12 protein-coding genes and 1 pseudogene are annotated in these 19,845 nt (G+C 50.7%); 10 read left to right on the top strand and 3 right to left on the bottom strand.

Annotated elements, in window-relative coordinates; translation table 11 throughout:
- Positions 1 to 35 precede the first annotated feature (35 nt).
- Positions 36 to 899 (bottom strand): tyrosine-type recombinase/integrase, encoded by an 864-nt coding sequence (locus BV910_RS11795; RefSeq protein WP_078147465.1) that lies wholly within the window; start codon positions 897 to 899, stop codon positions 36 to 38.
- 13 nt (positions 900 to 912) lie between these two features.
- Positions 913 to 1,356, bottom strand: a complete 444-nt coding sequence (locus tag BV910_RS11790; protein WP_031422570.1) for a sigma factor — start codon at positions 1,354 to 1,356, stop codon at positions 913 to 915.
- A gap of 352 nt (positions 1,357 to 1,708) precedes the next feature.
- On the opposite strand from BV910_RS11790, the gene BV910_RS11785 reads away from it, so the two are divergent.
- The 4 genes from BV910_RS11785 to BV910_RS11770 all read left to right on the top strand — a co-directional run bounded on the left by BV910_RS11785 (position 1,709) and on the right by BV910_RS11770 (position 10,109).
- The gene (locus BV910_RS11785) at positions 1,709 to 4,987 is read left to right on the top strand and encodes an Ig-like domain-containing protein (protein WP_078147464.1); all 3,279 of its coding nucleotides are present in this window, start codon (positions 1,709 to 1,711) and stop codon (positions 4,985 to 4,987) included.
- Between the two features lie 148 nt (positions 4,988 to 5,135).
- Positions 5,136 to 7,229 (top strand): heparinase II/III family protein, encoded by a 2,094-nt coding sequence (locus BV910_RS11780; protein WP_078147463.1) that lies wholly within the window; start codon positions 5,136 to 5,138, stop codon positions 7,227 to 7,229.
- Between the two features lie 113 nt (positions 7,230 to 7,342).
- Entirely contained in the window at positions 7,343 to 9,412 is a 2,070-nt protein-coding gene (locus BV910_RS11775; protein ID WP_078147462.1) for a heparinase II/III family protein, read from the top strand.
- A gap of 184 nt (positions 9,413 to 9,596) precedes the next feature.
- On the top strand, positions 9,597 to 10,109 hold the full coding sequence (locus BV910_RS11770) for a hypothetical protein (protein ID WP_078147461.1): 513 nt from the start codon (positions 9,597 to 9,599) through the stop codon (positions 10,107 to 10,109).
- 34 nt (positions 10,110 to 10,143) lie between these two features.
- On the opposite strand, the gene BV910_RS11765 is transcribed toward BV910_RS11770, so the two are convergent.
- The gene (locus tag BV910_RS11765; protein ID WP_078147460.1) at positions 10,144 to 11,955 is read right to left on the bottom strand and encodes a hypothetical protein; all 1,812 of its coding nucleotides are present in this window, start codon (positions 11,953 to 11,955) and stop codon (positions 10,144 to 10,146) included.
- 287 nt (positions 11,956 to 12,242) lie between these two features.
- Between BV910_RS11765 and BV910_RS11760 the strand changes: the two genes are divergently transcribed.
- The 6 genes and pseudogenes from BV910_RS11760 to BV910_RS14990 form a co-directional block, all read left to right on the top strand.
- A complete protein-coding gene (locus BV910_RS11760) occupies positions 12,243 to 14,315 on the top strand; it encodes a bifunctional metallophosphatase/5'-nucleotidase (RefSeq protein WP_078147459.1) in 2,073 nt (690 codons plus the stop codon).
- Between the two features lie 213 nt (positions 14,316 to 14,528).
- Positions 14,529 to 15,023, top strand: a complete 495-nt coding sequence (locus BV910_RS11755) for a helix-turn-helix domain-containing protein (protein ID WP_168169861.1) — start codon at positions 14,529 to 14,531, stop codon at positions 15,021 to 15,023.
- A 4-nt stretch (positions 15,024 to 15,027) separates the two neighbouring features.
- Positions 15,028 to 15,636, top strand: coding sequence for a PIN domain-containing protein (locus BV910_RS11750; RefSeq protein ID WP_168169860.1), 609 nt, complete (start codon positions 15,028 to 15,030; stop codon positions 15,634 to 15,636).
- A 183-nt stretch (positions 15,637 to 15,819) separates the two neighbouring features.
- Positions 15,820 to 18,465: a glycosyltransferase gene (locus tag BV910_RS11745; protein WP_078147456.1), complete on the top strand. Its 2,646-nt coding sequence runs from the start codon at positions 15,820 to 15,822 to the stop codon at positions 18,463 to 18,465.
- A gap of 9 nt (positions 18,466 to 18,474) precedes the next feature.
- Positions 18,475 to 18,786: a hypothetical protein gene (locus BV910_RS11740; RefSeq protein ID WP_078147455.1), complete on the top strand. Its 312-nt coding sequence runs from the start codon at positions 18,475 to 18,477 to the stop codon at positions 18,784 to 18,786.
- 42 nt (positions 18,787 to 18,828) lie between these two features.
- Positions 18,829 to 19,845: pseudogene (locus BV910_RS14990) on the top strand (CgeB family protein); the annotation flags it as partial.

Raw genomic sequence — 19,845 nt, 5'->3', positions numbered from 1 at the left:
AAATCCGACCCTCGCAGGTCGGATTTTTTTTATATTCATTCTAACGTCAGTCGTTCCACTGCATCCCGCAGATGGTCCTCGCGCACGCGGATATAACGCCGGGTCGTCTTCGGTTCGCTATGACCGAGCAACTCGGACAACGTCGTCTCCTTGACGCCCATATCATAGAGATGTGACGTGAAGGCGTGCCGGAGCGTATGCGACGTGACGGATGTACCGAGCACGTCCTCGGCGGCGCGTTTCAGGTGACGGTTGATCGTTGTCTTGCAGATGAGATCACCACGAGCACTCGGGAAGACGTATGGCGAATCGATGCATCGGCGCTCTTCCTCGAGGTACGTCGTCATCATTACATGTGTCACATCGTTCAGTGGGACCTTGCGCGGCTTCCCCGTCTTCGATTCGTGGATGTACAGGAGACGCGCATTCAAATCGATGGCATCAAGTGTCAATTGTCTCACCTCGTTGATGCGCATCCCCGTATGCAACTGGAGCGTCAAAAAGGTTCGGTACAACGGGACGTCGATTGCATCGATGACTCGGTGCAGGTCGCTTGGCGTAGGGACGTCCGAAGGTGGACGTTCGGTCACTTTCACGCGAAGGTGATGAAACGGATTGTGCATGATGAGTTGCTCGGTGATGGCCCAGTCATACAAGCCGCGGAGTGCGCTCAAGTAATTGTTGATGGTCACCGGTTGGCATCCTTCCGAACGGAGGGCATTGATATACGGCATGACGTCCTGTCTCGTCTTGAAGTCATCGAGAGTTCGGTTCTGTCCCATGAGTTTTTGGAAACGGGCGAACTTATAGGTCGCCTGACTGACCGTGTTGTCCGATTTTCCAGTCATGCTTAAGTAATGGACGTGCTGGTCGACAGCGTCTTTCATGTGTAGGGTCATCTTTATTCTCCTCTTACTTGTCGTCTTCACGGAGCATCCGCTGGAGTTCGGCCTTGTAGGCGCGGAGGCGGCTCGGGGAGTACCCGAGCGATGCTTCAGTTCCGTGAAGCATATGGCAGAGTAAGGTGAAATGACGATTTGGTAAAGTGGAACGCTTGTCGTCTAGCCAGAGGGACAGCGGCACCTCGCTCTTGTCGATTTGCTCGGGGAGTCGTTCACTTGTCACCTCGTGCTGAAGCGTCTTCGCCTGTTTGGCACGCTCGTTTAAAATCGCCCCGCGGATGCGGATGAAACAGTAGGTTTTCCCTAGCGTCTTGCCGTCTTGGATGGCCCGCCATAGGGCAATCCGTGCCGTCTGGGCGGCATCGTCGACTTCGTTCGGATGAAGATGGAGTTGGCGGATGACGTAATAGATCATCGGTTCCCACTCTTTGATTTGTTCGTTTGCGTCTGGCATGATGAACTGCTTTCCCGCGCGCGTCTCAAGTTTCCTAGGTGGTTACAGCATAATGGTTGTTATGCGGTTTTCGCACCTCGCCAACCGTGTCGTTTCGTCAAATCAAATCGGATGTAGCCTCGAAATGCTGTATCTCATTTGCACCAAGCCTTATGGATCAAAAGCAGGGATTCTCTATAACAACCATTATAGGAGGACGGAAGGGGAAGCAATCTTCAGATTGTCGAGTCTTGTCGATAAATTTCGGACGACCTTATCAAAAAATATGTAGGCTAAATGAGGAGGGTGGTGATATATTAAATGTCGGAAAAATTTATTTTTTTACATAATAAAAAGAAAAAAGGGATGAAAAATGAATAAAAAATCCATTATTAAACAAACGATGATGATTTTTATGGTCATGATTTTGTTAGTCTCTACTTTGTCACCTGTCGAAGCATCGGGCACGCTGACCGTTCAGGCATTTGAGCCTGACAGCAAGATGCTCATGGGACAGACTTCGTACACAGAGCCATTATATTATGGCGTGGATCAAACGATTCGACCTGTTAGTGTGAAATCGGACGGAACGTTCACTGTCTCATTAGCTGAGGCAGTAGGGGAACGAATCGTGACATTCTATCAAAAGGATGACGTCTATTACAAACCAGTTCAGCGAGTGAGTGCCTCCGTGATTGAAAAAGGTCCGATCCCGCCAAACTTTTATGGAGTCGAATCTGGAAAGATGCAGCTTCAGTCAAATCCCGGTTATGAAATCATCGCGATTTATGATGGTGAAACATATCGGGGCGTCGAGGTACTTTCAATTCCCAAAAAACAAGGTAACGAAGTGAAAGCTTATACGAAAGCGTCAAATGGGAAACGAAGTGTCACTGGAAGCTATTCGTTCGATGATTCTTTTGATTTACCGATTCAGGTCGACTCGATGCAATGGAGTCAGTCGCGTGTTCACGGTACGACCTTGCCTTATCAGAATGTCCGTCTCACTCTTTATGACCGGACCCTTTCCACTGTCTCGGATGCGAATGGTCATTTCGAAGTAGAGTTGTCGATTCCGTTCGATGACTACATTAAAGGGCTCACAGGTAGAGTGGAAGTGCTCCATCCAAACAATGAAGTGCTTGTCGAGAAAGAAGTGAAGATTGATCCGGTCCGTTTGACTTCGGAGCAGCCTTACTATTCCGTCGCCCAATATTTCGGTGTGTACGGTGTGACAGATCCCGACATGACTGTCACATATGATGGAGAAAAAGTAACGGTAGACGAGTCAGGACTATTTTATATTTCACTTCGAACGGACGGAACGTCGCATAAAACCATCACATACAAAAAAGATGGAACTGTTTTAGCGGAACAATCGATTCGTCAGTACGTGGATTCTACGTTCCCCTTGACGATTGAGGCGACACCATCTACCGTATCGGGCAAACTATCGGGAGAAACAGAACCGAATGCTAAGCTATTCATCCGTTCTGATAACGGGGATTTCTCAGTACAAGCAGATTCTAATGGAAAGTTCTCTACGGAGTTACCGCTTTTTGAGTCGGGAGTATATGAATTCTATCTTCAAACAGATTTCGGGATGCAACGGTTATCTACGTCCATCTCGGTAAAAGAAGAACGCATGATTGCCGAGCCGACGGTACGCTTTTTGAATGAAACGATGTATATCGAGGCATCCTTACCGGCTCGGGAAGCAGAAGTGCAGATTATGCGTAAAAACGGGGAGATTGAAGTAGCTCGTACTTCATTATACGAAGGAAAAGGTGAGGTTCATATTCCGTACGGTTCGACTTATCGACTTCGAGTCAGTACGGGAGAACAGGTTTCTCCATATGTTGATGGCATCCATCAAGCGATGACTGCCCCGACGCTCACCCGTTTCATCGAAGGGGAGAAAGTGGTGTCGGGTCATGCAGAGCCGAATGCGACGGTCGTCTTCTATAATCGCGTCCAAGAATGGAATCCTGAGGGCACGAGAATGGAAGTGAAGACCGGGACCGACGGCGCTTTCTCCTTCACACTTCAACAAGAGTTAAAAAAATGGACCTATCGTTTCGCTGTCGAGAGTAGCGACAAGAAAAATATCACAACATATGAGTTTACGCCAAAAGATGAGACTGCACCAAATTTGACGATCAATGGTCAACCTAATACGACGACTCTCTCTGAAATGACAGAAACGGTTCGGGTACAGAGTGATGACCTCATTGATGACTTGAAAGTGGAATACTTTACTAACGGGGCTTGGGAAACGGTTGATTCGATTTCAAGATGGCGTTATGCTTTTGACTTAAAACCAAATACTGGGGCTACATTTAAAGAAGCAGGCGTGAGCCAAATTCGAATTCAGGTGGTCAACCCGAACGGATTAAAGCGAGTGGTCACACTTACTGTCAAAGACATCACACCTCCATCGCTCGTACTCGATCGGCTCTTATATGGGGACCAGGTCATCTCTGGCAAAACAGACCCGCTCACGTTAGTACGTTTCGGAAGAACAGGTGACGTTACACAACGTGCGGATGAAACGGGACGTTTCTCCTTTAAGCTTGATTATCCTGTATCCAAGTATTCAATGAATCTGTTTCCGGTCACCGTCGTGGATGAGGTCGGAAACAAACGGACGTTGACGCCGGACGTGTTCGACTATCGCATCGAGGACGTTCGAATCAACGCAGGCGGAACGAAACTGTGGTTGGCTAACGAAACACGCCGGATCAGTTACTCTGCCTACGACTTGATTGTGAATGGGCAAAAGATTAATCTGTCCAATTATGATACGACCATTAACTTGCCAGAGCCTGTCAGCTATCCGGTGAATGTGGAACTGCGACTTCGGAACGAGGATGGTACGGTACGTTATACATTCAGTAAGACACTCCAAGGTCCGTCCACGTTGACGACGCCGAAAAATTTGAAAGCTTCTTCAGACCGTCGGACGATCACGGGGCAACTAGATCCATACATCTCGTTCGATATTTACGACAAGTCTGGGAAACGCATCACCTCGAACCGTGCGAAGGCGGACGGAAACTTTGCGGTCGCCATCGTTCGACCGCTCGTGGCGAACGAATCGCTTCGCATCGTATCGAAAGATGCATTCGGGCAGACGAAGTCGATGACCTTCAAAGTCGCCGACAAGACACCCCCGGTCAAACCGACGATTCAACAAGCGGTCGTCCCACTGAAGCAAGTCACTGGAAAGACAGAAGCAGGGGCCACGGTTCGCGTCACGTATCGCGGTAAAACGTATACGACCAAAGCGGACTCGAAAGGCATCTATCGTTTGAACGTGTCGAACTGGCTCGCTGGACAAAAGATCTCGGTGACGGCTCGTGACGTCGCTGGAAACACATCGTCCGCAACAACGACCGTGATCCTCAAAGCCTTCCGGACGGCGAGTGTCTCGGCGATTCGCACGACGAGTACGTTTATAAGTGGAAAAGCGGATGCGGGAGCGAGCGTCAAAGTGTATGCGAATAATCGCCAAGTCGGAAAGACGACACGGGTCGGGTCGAGTCAATCGTTCAAGATTGCCATTCCGAAACAGAAAAAAGGAACGAAGATGACCGTTCGCATCTATCGGGCAGGCTATGCCACGGTGGAACGGAAGTTGACGGTTTATTGATTTATGACACCCATTCCTCGACGAGTGGGTGTTTTTATATTGAAAAAATAATAAAAAAGGTAAATATAATCCAAAATAAAGTTGTTTATTCATAGATAGATGGATATAATTTACAGGGTAAAATCAAACAGAAACTGTGAGGAATATCATGAAACCTTTGTATACACGATTATCGATCGGCGTGCTGAGTGGGATGCTCCTGTTCGCCCCGGTCACGGCTGAAGCAACGGCAAACTCGGACTTTAACGCCCGTGTCGCCCCGTCGACGACGCTCCTAGAAATGAAAGACAAGAAGTTAGTCCCGCTCCAGAAGACGAACGCGACGAAAGAGTATCGCATCGTCCGCCCGTCCGGTTGGTATTATCTGGCCATGTCAGGCGGCAAACGCATTTACGTGAAGAAGAGTCAAGCCGAGGTCGTCCCGGCCCGCTCGTTGACGAAATCACGGATCCAATCGGCGACGAACCGTCCGCTCATTCATACATACATGAAAGAGACCGATGCCCACATCCCGTATGAGTATGCTCGCTTGACGACCGAAGATGCGAAAATGTATGCGGATCAGGCGCTCGCCGGCAACTGGTACATCCCGGCGGAGCCGAAACAATTGTCTGTGCCGAACATCGACACGTTCAACTGGCATAAGGACGTCCCGGCTGTCGACAATAACTCGTTCCCGTTCCAAATTCACTATATGACGGTGTTGAACCAGTTGACGCAGGCGTATAACGACTCAGGCGACCTCGCCTATCTCCAATATGGGGAGCGTTTCGTCAAAAGCTGGACGAAAGCGCACCCGGCCTATAACTACAAGCGACTCAAATGGGGATACAGTGACCAGGGCACTGCGCTCCGCGTCTTCCATCTATTGAACTTCTGGGACGCGTACAAGCAGACGTCGCTCAACAAAGACCCGGCGTTCACCGAGCTCATCTTGAAGACGCTGTACGAGCATGGCGAGATTTTAGCATCCGCTGACTTCTATAAAAAAGAGCACAACCATGGAATCTTCCAAGACATGGCGCTCACGGCGATCGCACAGACGTTCCCAGAGTTCGACAAGAGTAAGACGTGGCAGTCTCTCGCGAGCTCGCGTCTTCAGGCACAACTTGCCTTCAGCATCTCACCTGACGGGGTCCATCTCGAGCATTCGCCGTACTATCATGTATACGTGTATCATACGTTGTCACGGTTTATCGAATGGGCTGACGCCAACGCCTTCGTCTTGCCGTCGCGGTCGGGATATATCGAGAAGATGCCGGACCAGCTCACCTATATGTTGAAGCCGAACCGGACGCTCCCGATCTTCGGCGATACGACTGGTTATTTAAAAGATATGAACATCATTCCAAAGACCGAGAACTATCCGGAACTCTCCTACGCCGTCAGTGGCGGGGCGGAGGGGACGGTGCCGCAACTGTTGACGAAACAACTCGGCGACCAATACAGCTTCATGCGTGAATATTGGTCACGTCCACCGGAGTCGTTCTCGGGAGCGACCCAAGTGATGATGACGGCGGGATATCATAGTACCGGCCACAAGCACGCCGATGATTTGAGCATCGACCTGTACGGGCTCGCCCGTGACTTCATCGTCGAGACGGGACGCTTTGGCTACTCGAAGGACCCACGACGCCAGGAAGTGCTCAAGGTCGAGGCGCACAACACCGTGCACCGCTACGGGGACAATCTTGACTTGAGTGAAAGTATGGTCGGCAAGAGCCGAATCGTATCGGTCGAGGACAAGGGCGATACGAGTATCGCCATCGGAGAAAGTGCCCTCGTCGGGAAAGGTGCGACCCATCGCCGGACGCTCGTCTATGACAAGGCGAAGACGCTCGTCGTCTACGACAAGATCACTTCGCCGACTCCGGACATGTTCGTGCAGCGATTCCATCTCGGTGACGGCTTGAAGCCATACGCCGGCTCGACGGACGCGCAGAACGTGACATTCCGAGATGACAAGCGTCGGACGATCCAGTTGATGCAGCTCGAGACGGACGAGGAGTCGTACATGTCGATTCAGCCGAGTCACTTGTCTGTCCGCGACTCCGAGTGGAAGCCGCGTGAGCAGGTCGTCTCGATCGAGTATGGGGATGACGTCCGTTACCTCACGCTCATCCGGATTGACCGGACGAGCACGTCGATCGTCGACGCCTCGTTAGCCGAGCAACCGGAGCAATACGTCGTCACGTATACGCTCTCGAACGGCACGACAAATACGATCAACGTACCAAAATGAGCAGGGCCCAGCAAAAGCTGGGCTTTTTTGTGTGAACGACTGGGTAACTCTTGAATCCCACCATTTGCTAAGGTAGAATTTTCAAGTATAACAAATGACAAGTGAGGGAACGAATGGAACATTCAATCGCAAGACTCGTCGCCCAATTTGGTGGCTCGCTCGCGGCACGAGGGAGCCACGGGTGGGACGTCGTCATCTCGGCGGGGACGATGTGTTATCAGTGGAAAGGAAGACGGGTCTTACCGGAGGCGCGACTCGAGAAGACCGGGACGGGTCGGCTCATACGCCCGTACGGTCGTTATTACGTCGTTCGTCTTGACGGCAGACAGACGCTCGTCTCAGCGTCCGATACGATGCTCGTCATGACGCGCCCGCTCACGAAAGCGAGGCTGTCCGACCGGATGGACCGCCTGCTCGTGCATCAGTATATCCAGGACAAGAGGCCGATCGCCCCGTATCGATATGAGCGGTTGACGGACGAGCAGGCCGTTCGCTTTGCGGACGGTGTCTTACAAGGCGACTGGTACATTCCGGCAGCACCCGACGCGTTACATGTCGCGGACGTCGCGACGTTCGATTGGGATCAGATGGTGCCGCGGGTGGACAACAATTCGTTCTATCTTCAACTCCACTATTTGACGACCGTCCATCAGCTGACCCGTGCCTTCGAGGTGACGGGAGAGACGGCTTATGTGGAACACGCCGCCCGGATCGTCGATAGTTGGCAAACACGTCATCCTGCATTCACGGTCAGTCGGAAGCGTGAGGCGTACCATGAGCACGGCACGGCGATCCGCGTGTTTCATCTGCTCGGATTCTTTGAGGCGTACCGCTGTGCACCGATCGAACGTGACCCATCCATGACCGAGAAGCTGTTGAAGATGCTATACGATCATGCCGTCCTGTTGGCGACGCCGACGTTTTATCGACCGCGCCATAATCACGGGCTGTTCCAGGACATGGCGCTCTTCGCCATCGCCTCCTGTTTCCCAGAGTTCGACCGGAGCCCGGAATGGGAACGGGTCGCCCGCGCGCGTCTCGATGCCCAGCTCGATTCGAGTCTCGCCGCAGACGGGACCCATCTCGAACATTCGCCGGGCTATCACGTGTACGTCTATCATATGTTGAGCCGCTTCGTCGACTGGGCGAACGTGAACGGCTTCCCGTTATCCGACCGGTTTGACGTCATCGACGCGATGCCGGACCGCCTCGTCCATCTGATCAAGCCGAATCGGACCCTCCCGATGGTCGGCGACACGGGCGGACAGATTCGGGGACGGCATCTGATTCCGGACGTCGAGTCACATCCGTCACTCGCTTACGCGTTGAGCGGGGGAGAGGAAGGGGTTTGTCCGTCTGAACGGATGGTAAACCTCGGCTCGAACTATGCCGTCATGCGTGAATATTGGACCCATGTAAAGCGTCCCTTTAGTGATGCGACCTACATTTTGATGACGGCGGGCTATCACGGTGCGGCCCACAAGCATGCGGACGACCTGAGCCTTGAACTCTACGGGCTCGGGCGTGATTTCATCGTCGAGACGGGGCGATATGGGTATGCAGACTGCGAGGAACGCTTGGAGGCGATGCGCGTCACGTCACACAACACGGTGCATCGCCTCGGGGACGAGCTTGACTTGTCGGTCGAGCGGGTCGGAGAAAGTGGGATTGTATCTGTTGAACCGACTGGAAAGCAGGTGATAGCGACAGGGGTGAGCCGGCTCATCGGAAAAGGGGCCCTCCACACTCGGAAGGTCGTCTACGATCAAGCACGGACGCTCGTCGTCTTCGACCGCATCACGTCACCAGAACCGGATCTGTTCGTCCAGCGCTTCCATGTGGCGCCGGGGCTCGACCTCGTCGAGGGGTCGCCGGAGTCCCAGAACGTCCGATTCATGGATGCGTCGAATCGCGCCATGCAGATCGTCCAACTCATGACAGGGGACGAATCGTATATGACAATCGAAGAAAGTCACGTGTCGGCTCGTGATTTCGAATGGGTGAGTCGTCCACAGGTCGTATCCATCGAATGTGGCAAAGACGTCCGCTTCTTGACCCTCGTCCGACTTGACCGGACGCATTCTCGCATCGTGAAGACGCAAGTGGAAGAAACAGGGGATAGGTACATCGTCTCATATTGGCTTGAGAGCGGGACGAAGCACGTCATCCGAATTCCATATTGACTCGATTATAAAGAAATCAGATGAATTTGAGTTTTTCCTTGATGATTTTTGCCAACAATATTACAATAATTGTATAAGAATCATGTATATCATTTACATATGCGAAAATGTTTGGATGATGATAGGGATAAAGTCATACATTCTTTTGAACTAGTTCTAGGCAAAGCGCATGAAGGAGGACCTAATGAGTCGCAAGGAAAGACGGATGAAAAAGAGAATGATGAGTGGGCTTCAGGTAACGCTTGTCGCGATGTTGCTGGTGGCGGGGGTGTTTTGGACGCGCGCGACGGACGATGCGGAAGCGAATGACTTCATTCTTCCGTCCACGACCGGCGAACAGTTGACGTTCAGCGGGATGGCGCTTCGCCTCGACCCGAAAAGAGGACCGTACATTCATGGGAATGCTTCTCATTACCCACGTGGATTTAAAGAAGTGTATATCGATCAAAACCGCGGTTATTTGACGGTCAAGCGGGACCGCTTCGACTCGGTCGTCTCGATTATCACGGACCCGGACGAGACGCTCACGGCCCGTGGGATCACCATCGGTTCATCAGGTGGTGGCGTCATCACGAACCTATACTTCTATCAGAACGGACGACTGCTCAACTTGGCGGACCCGAACGATTACGCGATTATAGCGGGCGTATACTCGAACGTCTGGTTGACGATCATCAGTCAGCCGAACGGACAATGACATCCTCAGCCGAGGATGTCATTTTTTGTAGGCTTCACTTGTAGACGGCGTCTTTGTAGCCGAATGATCGAATCGTGAGGTTGTTCAATCGTTTCGCTCCGTGCATCTCAAAGATGACGGTTTCGGACGATTTCCATCCTCCGAGGTTGACCTTGTCCATTGAGACCGGACCCCCATCTCGATAGTTTGCGTTCACATCGACGGAGAAGAAGTGAGTGTTTCGTAACCATTCCTTGTCACTCGACCGGATGGCGACATACGTCCGATATCCGGATTCGATCACTTTCGCCTCAAAGGCAGGCGGCTCTTGCTGATAGGCAGAGAGCGGTTTGTCATTGATGGAGACGAGTTCGATTCGAGATTCCGGGTAGTTCGGACGCTCGAATGCTTTCGTTTCCATGACGAGGCTACGAGTCGTGTTGCCGTCGATGGTGACGAGTCGAATCGATCCGACAGGGAAATCGTACACAAACGTCTGATCTTTCTCCTGGCTGATATACCATTCTTTCTTCTCGATGAGTGGACGTTTGAAACGGATTGACTGCAATGTGCCATCCGCGACCATTGCGGTGACAGCACGTGTATATTGATTGTAATAATAAGCGTTGTCGACATGGTCATGGAACGTCTGGATCTTCAGTTGAGAATCTGACGTATGCACGTAGGCCGGTGTCATCTGTTTCGTCGTCATGACCGCATCGACGAGACGGACGATGTCTTTCAGGTCGGTCGCCGAGTTGACGAGGCGTTTGCTCGGTCCAGCCGCCTCATTTTGGCGAAGTGCCGTCACATAGTCGCCGACACGCGCTGTCGTGTAGGGAATGTTCAACGTGTCGAGAGTAGCCGTGACCGATGCTTCGTTCACGTTCGAGAACATCTTGTCGATGGCGAGTTCGGCTTTCCCCATCTTCTTCCCGCGAATCGTCTTCGATGGCTTGATCGAACCGATGACGCCGTTCTTTCCTCCGAGGACATGCGTCTTCGTCGGTGCCGCGACGGTACGGACTTTGAGCGTGCTCGTCCCGCGTACGACGACATCTGTGTTGCGGATGTTCAAGAAGCCGACCTCTCCTGTATACCGAATAGGAATCTCATATGAATATTCCGTATCTTTTGAGATGTCCCACCGTTCGATTGTTCCTTTTCCGGCGATCTGGACTTCCCCTGCCGTATGGAGTTGCTCGATCTGACCGTTCAAGGTGAGTTTTTGTACCTCACCATCGATTGCAGGGTCATGCGCATGTGCGTTCGCGACGACTTGACGGAGCGGTCCTGCCGTCGTCAAGGTGAAGTTCGGTGACATCGGATTCCAAGGGATGTATAAGCTGTCGATCCGACTCGCTGCTGCTTTGTCGATGACGAGCGAGCTGGCAGGTTGACCGAGCGGGAAGAAACTGAGCTGTTTCCAACCGATCAACGTACGGTCCTTTGTTTTCGGTACGACTAGCATGCTTTTAAGTGCCGTGCCGTTCTTTTGGAAGAATGGCTTGAGTGCGGGGTCGATCTTATAGCTGACCCCGGAGATACTGACGATGTCCGTGCCCTTATAGCTCATGACTTCGTTCATATCATAGGAAGCAATCGGTGTCTCGAGCGGCATGACGGACCGCATGGAGAGATACCCCTTCGTTTTACCGATTTGGACGTGGGCCCAAGAGTTCGTCTTGCTGAGGAGCGCGACTTTCGTGTTCGTCTTCACGGTCATCAAGGTCTTGGCCCCTTTTTGCGTAGACGCCTTCAGTGGGGTGGATTGGACTGTCTTATACGACGGTGATGCTGCCTCGACGGACTGCATCCCGAACAGGACGACGAATAATAGACTAAAACCTAACAATTTTTTATACATAAATGTACCTCCTTCTTTCTAGAAACCATTATATCCCAAATGGTTTTACCATCTCTCGCCTATTTGTCATAAAGAGGGAATCGTTTTTTGTGGAAATTGTAAAAAGGTTAAAAATCTTCAATTTGTGATTGTTTATTGGACGCGTTTCCGTTACGTTAGAACTAGAGCGAATTGTACATATGGGGGAAAAACGGACGACTTTGGGGCAATGGGATTACACATAAGTCGAACGATGTAAGCGCTTTCCTTCATGTGTCTTGTTCGCAAATCCGAAAGGGGAACTGGACATGGCAAAGAAATCATCACGTAAACTGTATACAGCGCTTGCCGTAGCCGCTGTATCGACGGCATCACTCACGCCAGCTGCTGTCACAGAAGCTGCACCGAAAGCATCGGTCGTCAAGGCGAAGTCAGGGTATGTATACAAAGGAGATTTGGATGCAGCACTCGACGCTACATATAAAGGGGCGCCAATCTACTGGTACAAATCAAGCGTTGACCTCGAGAAGCTCGGCACGTTCCAAACAGCACGTGGGATCGTAAAAGGAAAAGGCATGTACATCGAGAAACGTGTACGCGTCCTCGATCATCCACTTGAAATCCTTCCGCCGTCTGAGCCACTCGTGTTCAAACAAGGGAAGCCAGCAGTCGGAATCGTGAAGCAAGATGTGCGTTTCGCGAGCGGCACTTACGAAAAACCAGTTCGTTGGAGCGGGATCAACACAGATGAAGTCGGCGAATTCGTCGCGACGGCTACATACACGAACCGCGGAAAAACGATCACACTCGAAGTTCCATATAAAGTAGAAGGATACAAGCTCTCGATCATGCACACGAACGACACGCACGCAGCGCTCAAGTACGCACCGAACCGTGCGACAGCCATCAAGCAAGTTCGTGCCGAGAAGCCAGATAGCCTCTTGATCGACGCAGGGGACGTCTTCTCAGGATCGCTCTACTTCAACGAGTTCAAAGGTCAAGCCGACCTCAAACTCATGAACTACATGAAATACGACTTGATGGTGCCAGGTAACCACGAATTCGACCTTGGTACGGAACAAGGACATAAAGAACTTTCTGACTTCGTCCGCTATGCGAACTTCCCGTTCGTCAGCTCGAACGTGGACTATTCAAAAGACCAATACATGAAGAACTTGTACCGCAACGAAACGACGGATAAGGCGTATAACGGTCGTTTGTATGAAGGAGTCATCAAAGTGGTCGACGGCAAGAAGGTCGGATTCTTCGGTTTGACAACAGAAGAGACGGCTACAATCGCTAGCCCAGGGCCAATCGAATTCCAAAACTACATCACAGAAGCACAAAAAGCAGTCGATGCGTTCGAAGAGATGGGTGTCGACCAAATCGTTGCGGTCTCACACCTTGGATATAACGACAACCCAGCATTCGACAACGACTTGTTGCTTGCTGAAAATGTAGATGGCATCGATATCATCGTCGGTGGACACACGCACACTCGTTTGAGTGAGCCGGTCCTCATCACTGCAGGGAAAACAGAACCGACGGTCATCGTTCAAGCGGACCAATATAGCAATTTCCTCGGAACGGTTGATGTCGAGTTCGACAAAGACGGGAAAGTCATCAAGCATGCAGGTAGCTTGATTGACGTGAAAGCACTTCAGCCGGATCCATACGCGGTCTCACTTCTCGCACCGTTCAAAGAAGTGGTTGATGCGATTAGTGAAGATCCAATCGGTGTGTCTCTTACAGCGCCACTCGATAACCCACGTGACAAAGGTGATGAAACAGCACCGAGTGTCCGTAAAAATGAGACAGCCCTCGGTAACTTGATCACAGATGGCATGCTCGCGAAAGCGAAAGAATATGATTCTGCTGTCATCGGTGCCGTTCAAAACGGTGGTGGAATCCGTGAAGCAATCAATGCAGGTCCTGTCACGACAGGTGAAGTGTTAACGACACTTCCATTCGGAAACACGCTCGCCATCATGGACTTGAAAGGTAGCGAATTGAAAGCGGCCTTCGAGCGTAGTGTTGGCATTTACCCGGTCGAGAACGGTGGATTCCTCCACGTTTCTGGATTCAAAGTGTTGTTCGACAGCTCGAAACCGGCTGGCGAGCGCATTGTTAGCTTGGAATACAACAATGGCTCAGAATTCGTAGCAGTAGATGATGCGACGAGCTATAAAGTCGCAACGAACTTCTTCACAGCGCAAGGTGGAGACAACTACGCTGAGTTCAAGAAAGCATTTGATGAAGGCCGCGTCAACGACCTCGGTCTCATCGACTGGGAAAACTTCCGCGATCACTTGATCAGCCTCGGTGACGAAATCACACCGGCTGTTGAAGGACGGATCGTCGACGTCAATGCTGCAGAGTAAGTGAATAATGGTTTTAGGGACGAATTTCTAAAGAGAAATTGCCCTGTGACTATCGATGGACACTCGTTTCAAGCTACTTGGAACGGGTGTCTATTTTATTGAGGTGCTTCAATCAAATTACTTTTATATCAAGTTGTTCAATAAGTAGAAGAGCGGGTATAATATAATTAAGTTTCGTTTGTTTCGTTTGTTTCGAAAGTGAGGATGAGATGTATGCTGAAAGATTACAAAAATCATAAAGATGACATCATGAAGGTGCTTGAACGGGATGCTCAACTTGAAAAAATAGAAGTTGCCACTGAATTGAATAATGACCTAAAGCGTCAAAGTGCTGTTCGCCGTGCAATCAATGCGCTTAAAGAATATGAGCAAAGCCTTGATATCAAATTGTCAGAACGAGAAGAAGCAATCGTGAGTCAATACACCGTTTCAGAAAACCTCATTCATCTGTTGCCGAAATATCTTACTGTAACTGAGGTAGGAAAATTACTCTCCATCTCTCCTCAAATGGTAAGGCGGAAGTGTATGGCAAATGAAATTGAAGCGCATCGTACATTGAACGGGAAAGGGAAATGGCGAATCCCTTCCTCACAATTTGTGAGTCATCCTGACTTAGAAGAACTTTTGCTTGAACTTCAAGAACAACGACGATCGTCCGAACGACTCGCTTCTGTATTATTACAGGACGTCGATGAAGTGAAAGAGTGAAATGATGATTGTTAAATACGTGATTGATACGAATGTGATTCGAGATTTGAGTGCGCGTTCTAATGACGTTGAGGCACAAAAACATCAGAAGCAGTGTCAACACTTTTGGAAAAAAATCAAAGAGGATTCTAATGCGATTTTGATGATTCCTGAAGAGGTGAAAGTTGAACTAGATGTACAACTATTGGCAGAAATCCCGCCGAAACCGAATGAACGCCAACGTATTCTCGATGCTGTGAACGATTGTCAAATCGTCTATGAGAAAAGTACGCGTGAAATTGAGAATAAGTTGAGGGAGTTAAGCGCCATTCTAAAAGCTAAATATGGGTCGCGCATTCATGAAGAATGTCAACTCACACCGCAACACATGCAAGTGTCGGATGCGAGGATTCTGAGTGCAGCTTATGAGCAAGATGCGATATTAGTGACACGGAATATCAAAGATTTCATTTTATATCTATTCTTGTCCGAAGCGGATGAAGAGGTTCTTTATGATACGGGTAGGGGCGAATATCTATCTGTCTCTACTGAATTGCATGAGGCAGTACTGTCAGATGAAGAATTCTCAGCAAGACTAGAAGATTTCTTTGAGATTTGGAATCAACTTGATTAGACGTTTTGACATGTCATCATTATGAGTGAGGTATTCCTCGAGACGGATCCATTTGTGGGTCCGTCTTTTTTATAGGAAACTCAGGCGTGTACATTTGTCATCAAATTGCGACCGACATATAACTCTGTTAAGATACGATAAGATGAAGAAATACTGATTACTTAAAAAAGGTGGAGCGGACGTATGGATGTAAAAGCGACGCTACGCGACGTGCAAAAGCATATCGCGTGGTTAAAAGAAGAAAAAGAACGAGTCAACCGAAAAGAGGCATTGGTTGGGGATGACTTGATTACCTTAGATGAACTTCCTTCTTTGTCGAGACAGGCGCAACGCCCGCGTCTAGATGACAAACTGTTCGAGGAACAACAAACCGCATTAAAGGCAGAGCTCGAAGCAGCTCGGAAACGCCTCCCAGAGCTTGATGTGACACGCATCCAGTCGAACGGGAGCAGTTTTTATGAGAAGGCGAATGTGCATGTCGCGTTCGTCGGACCGGTCAAGCGGGCCAAAGAGCTCGAACGTCTTTGTCACACCCATTACTTTGAAAACGTGACAGGCTTTTTAGAGTTGCTTGAAGCAGAAGACATCGATTTCTTGCTCATCTCGGCAGCGCTCACAGAAGATGAGACGACGGCATTCCATCACATGGGGACGCCACGCTCGCACTCTCGTCACTGGCTCGGAAACTTGATTCGCAAGGCAAAACAAAAGGAGATCCGTGTCGTCTTCGAAACGACACTCGATACGAATCATTTCGACCGCTTCTCGTCACTTGCCGCGCAATGTGATTACATCTTCACGGCAAACGAGGAGCGTGTAACGGAATATATGGAAGAAGCCGGGCATGAACGGGTCTTCGTCATCCGCCCGGGAGTCGACCCGCTTCATGTGAACCCGATTGGAATGACGCGTGGCAAGACAGACCGTGTCGTCGTGACGAACCGTTTTCCCGTCCAGCGGTTCGCAAAAGATTTGGAGACGCTCGCGCAAGGCGTTCGCGATGCGAACAAAGAACTCTATGTGATGCGTGAGGCGAATGAGTCGAAAGCGTCACTCGCACCAAAGTCGCTTCAAGATGTCCTCGTCCATGGGGACCCTGAGGATATGGAGAAGCTGAGAGAGACATCGAATTGGGTGCTTCACGTCAATGAAGTGAAGCACAGTCCGACGATGAGCGCGCAAGCAATCTATGAGGCACAGGCCCGCGGACAACTCGTCTTGACGAATTACAACGTGGCCGTCAACAACGACTTCCCGAACGTGTTCATCGCGACAAGCGCCTTGGACGCACAAGGGATTTTAGAGATGTTTAAGACGGACGAAGAGCGTCTCGAGCATCAACTGTCTGGTGTCCGGACCATCTTCTCGAATCATACGATGTACGACCGCTTCAGTGAGATGTTGTTCACTCTCGGCATCCACCATGAAATCCGTCGCGACGTCCTCGTCATTGGTCGCGGTGATGTGACGGCGACGCGCGAACAGTTCGAGCGTCAGTCGTATCCGCACAAGCGCTTCGTCGCCGAAGCGGAGCTACAAGAAGTCGACCTACGTACAGCCGACTTTGTGACCGTGTTTGACGACAGTCATCACTATCTCGACTACTATGTGGAAGACTTAGTCAACGCCTTCAAATACACGGACGTCTCGTTCGTGACGAAAGGGCAGGACACCATCCATGAGTTCGTAGAAGATTATGCTGATGTGGCCTTGACGATGTTCGCGGCTAGTCACGTGTCGCTTGAGACGCTTCGGAACGACCAACGCGTCGAAGGTCAAGGCTATGCTATCGATCATTTCGAACTCCTCGCCCCAGACGACGTGCTCGTCCCGAACGAACCAGGTGAATATCAGCTTTCAATGATCGTCCCGATTTATAACAACGGTCGCTATCTATACAACAAGTGCTTCTCGAGTCTTCGCCGTAGCTCGATGTTTGAAGACATGGAAATCTGGCTCGTCGACGACGGTTCAACGGACCAAGAGACGATCGGCTATATCGAACGTCTCGTCCGGAAGTATCCGAACGTCTACACGTACTCGTTCAACGACGGCGGTAGCGGGAGCGCCTCACGTCCACGGAACAAAGGGGTGGAGCTCGCGACGACGCCATATATCGCTTTCCTTGACCCGGACAATGAAGCGGTCAACGACGGCTATGCGGCACTGTTCCGTGTCATGCAAGAGGACGACTCGCTCGACCTCGCAGTCGGAAGTATGTTGAAGCTTGCGAACCGTGAGGCGATGATTGAGTTAGACGGTCTTGAAAAAGATGGCGTTCGCGTCATCGAAGACCCGAGAGCGTACTTGCTCGAGCACAACTTCAAGGTGCAGAGTATCCAGACGATGGTCATCAAAAAAGACTTCATCCAGAAGCATGATTTGAAACAAGTCATCGGTGCGGTCGGGCAAGACTCACTCTTCTTCCAAGAGATGTTCCTCAGCGCGGAACGGGTCGCCCTGCTCGACTTGACGATCCATGACTATTACGCGGCCGTCGCCGGTTCGACGGTCAATACGATCACGAAGAAGTACTTTATGAAGTGTGTCATCCGGGAGACGGCACGGGCGAAAGCGTTCGCGCGCGAAGGCGTACTCGACCAATACCGCTCGACTCGATTCGAACGGTTCTTCTCGATGTGGTACCTCGTCTTCTTACGCCGCAGCAAACCGGAAGAGTTTGTCGACAATGCCGGTATGCTTTATGAAATCATCGAACAGTATCGTCCGATGGAATTAGAGACGCCGATTGTAAAACAATTCGTCGACTTATATGAATCAGGACAAACAGAAGAATTGAAGCGTCTCTATTTTGACGCATACTTGTGAGGTGAGACCATGAGCAACGAATTTGAAAAAGAAATCGGATTGTTGAAACAGCGAATCAAACTGCAGGAAGAAGAGATTCGTCATTTGAAACACGATGAACGTCTATTACGTCAAAAGCATCGACGACTCGTTCAAAAGTATGGAGATCTTCTGTACACGTTTGAATGGACCGTGAAGACGTTCGAGAAGAAAGAGCAAGCGCTTACGGACGTGAAACGTAAGTATGAAGTGGTGAATAAGAAGTATCGTCGCCTTGTGCAGTCGAAAGCCGGTAAGGCGATTTTGAAGGCACAAGCTGTCGCACGACGCATTCGCAAATAAAGAATCGGATTCGGGAGAACCGATGATTTGGAGGATATGAGGATGGATTGGCAGAAAAAAGCACGTCGCGTCGCTTACCTTGGGGTACAACGGTCGAAGCGACTCGGTCGGAAAGTGTTGAAGCGTCCGAACAAATCGCATCAACTACGTGAAGTCGTACCGAACTGGTATACACGTTCACCTTACGTACATGTGGAAGGGACGGACCTCGTCTTCACAGGGGACGAACCGGTCATCTTGACGTTCCGACCGAACGCAAGTTCAGACATCATCTCTGTGAACGATTTGGTCGAATCAGGTCAAAAGACGTTCACGGCCATGATGCGCGTCAAATCGCGTGAAGGCTTGATGCCGACGTTGACGTTAGAAGTCGTGCGTAAAGGGGGGCGTACCCGCTACGTCACCGTACAGGACGGCGACCACGTCGATGTGACACTCGGAATGGGTGAACAAATCGTCCGGGCCCACTTGAATGTGGAAGGGAAAGGGGCGTTCAGCATCGTCGACCTCACGCTCGGGACGCTCTCGCTTTGGACGGTGGAAGGGACGGCCGCGAACATTTCGGTCGACGCCTTTGACTTCCGCTATCCGCTCACGGCGGCGTCACTCCGGTCGCTCAAGCCACAGAGTGAGATTGCTCACTTCGATGGGGACACGCTCGTCGTGCGAGCCGAAGGAAACCAATACACGCACTATGGCGTCGATGAGATCGCGCTACCACACGTCGATACAGAACGTGGCATCGACTTCGAGACGGGTGATATGGATGATGACTTGTATCGGTTCTATTTAAAAGGAGACCGTACGGGGACAGCGGACGCGTCGCTATTCATTGCGACGTATACGGTGTCAGGACAAGACCGTCTGATCGAGGTGCCACTCGGACTGAGCGGTATCGTCCGCATCGCACCGTCACACCGTTCCATCCGCTATTTCATCCGAGTGAACGGGTCAGGGCAGCTTGAGAACTTGAATATCGGAATGATTCGCGAGAAGAGTGTCCGCCGTGAAGACGTCTTGTCCCTCAAACCGGACATGTGGACGATCCCGGCACCCGAC

The sequence above is a fragment of the Exiguobacterium sp. HVEsp1 genome, assembly GCF_002009685.1.
In the GTDB taxonomy this organism is placed as follows: domain Bacteria; phylum Bacillota; class Bacilli; order Exiguobacteriales; family Exiguobacteriaceae; genus Exiguobacterium; species Exiguobacterium profundum.
The sequence above is the reverse complement of the archived record's forward strand: the minus strand, read 5'-3'. Positions and strand labels throughout refer to the sequence as shown.

Bases quoted from the DNA above. Each gene is read 5' to 3' on its own strand.
- BV910_RS11785 (WP_078147464.1), top strand. From the start codon at position 1,709: ATGAATAAAAAATCCATTATTAAACAAACGATGATGATTTTTATGGTC.
- BV910_RS11745 (WP_078147456.1), top strand. From the start codon at position 15,820: ATGGATGTAAAAGCGACGCTACGCGACGTGCAAAAGCATATCGCGTGG.
- BV910_RS11795 (WP_078147465.1), bottom strand. From the start codon at position 899: ATGACCCTACACATGAAAGACGCTGTCGACCAGCACGTCCATTACTTA.
- BV910_RS11790 (WP_031422570.1), bottom strand. From the start codon at position 1,356: ATGCCAGACGCAAACGAACAAATCAAAGAGTGGGAACCGATGATCTAT.
- BV910_RS11775 (WP_078147462.1), top strand. From the start codon at position 7,343: ATGGAACATTCAATCGCAAGACTCGTCGCCCAATTTGGTGGCTCGCTC.
- BV910_RS11780 (WP_078147463.1), top strand. From the start codon at position 5,136: ATGAAACCTTTGTATACACGATTATCGATCGGCGTGCTGAGTGGGATG.
- BV910_RS11770 (WP_078147461.1), top strand. From the start codon at position 9,597: ATGAGTCGCAAGGAAAGACGGATGAAAAAGAGAATGATGAGTGGGCTT.
- BV910_RS11755 (WP_168169861.1), top strand. From the start codon at position 14,529: ATGCTGAAAGATTACAAAAATCATAAAGATGACATCATGAAGGTGCTT.
- BV910_RS11740 (WP_078147455.1), top strand. From the start codon at position 18,475: ATGAGCAACGAATTTGAAAAAGAAATCGGATTGTTGAAACAGCGAATC.
- BV910_RS11765 (WP_078147460.1), bottom strand. From the start codon at position 11,955: ATGTATAAAAAATTGTTAGGTTTTAGTCTATTATTCGTCGTCCTGTTC.
- BV910_RS11760 (WP_078147459.1), top strand. From the start codon at position 12,243: ATGGCAAAGAAATCATCACGTAAACTGTATACAGCGCTTGCCGTAGCC.
- BV910_RS11750 (WP_168169860.1), top strand. From the start codon at position 15,028: ATGATTGTTAAATACGTGATTGATACGAATGTGATTCGAGATTTGAGT.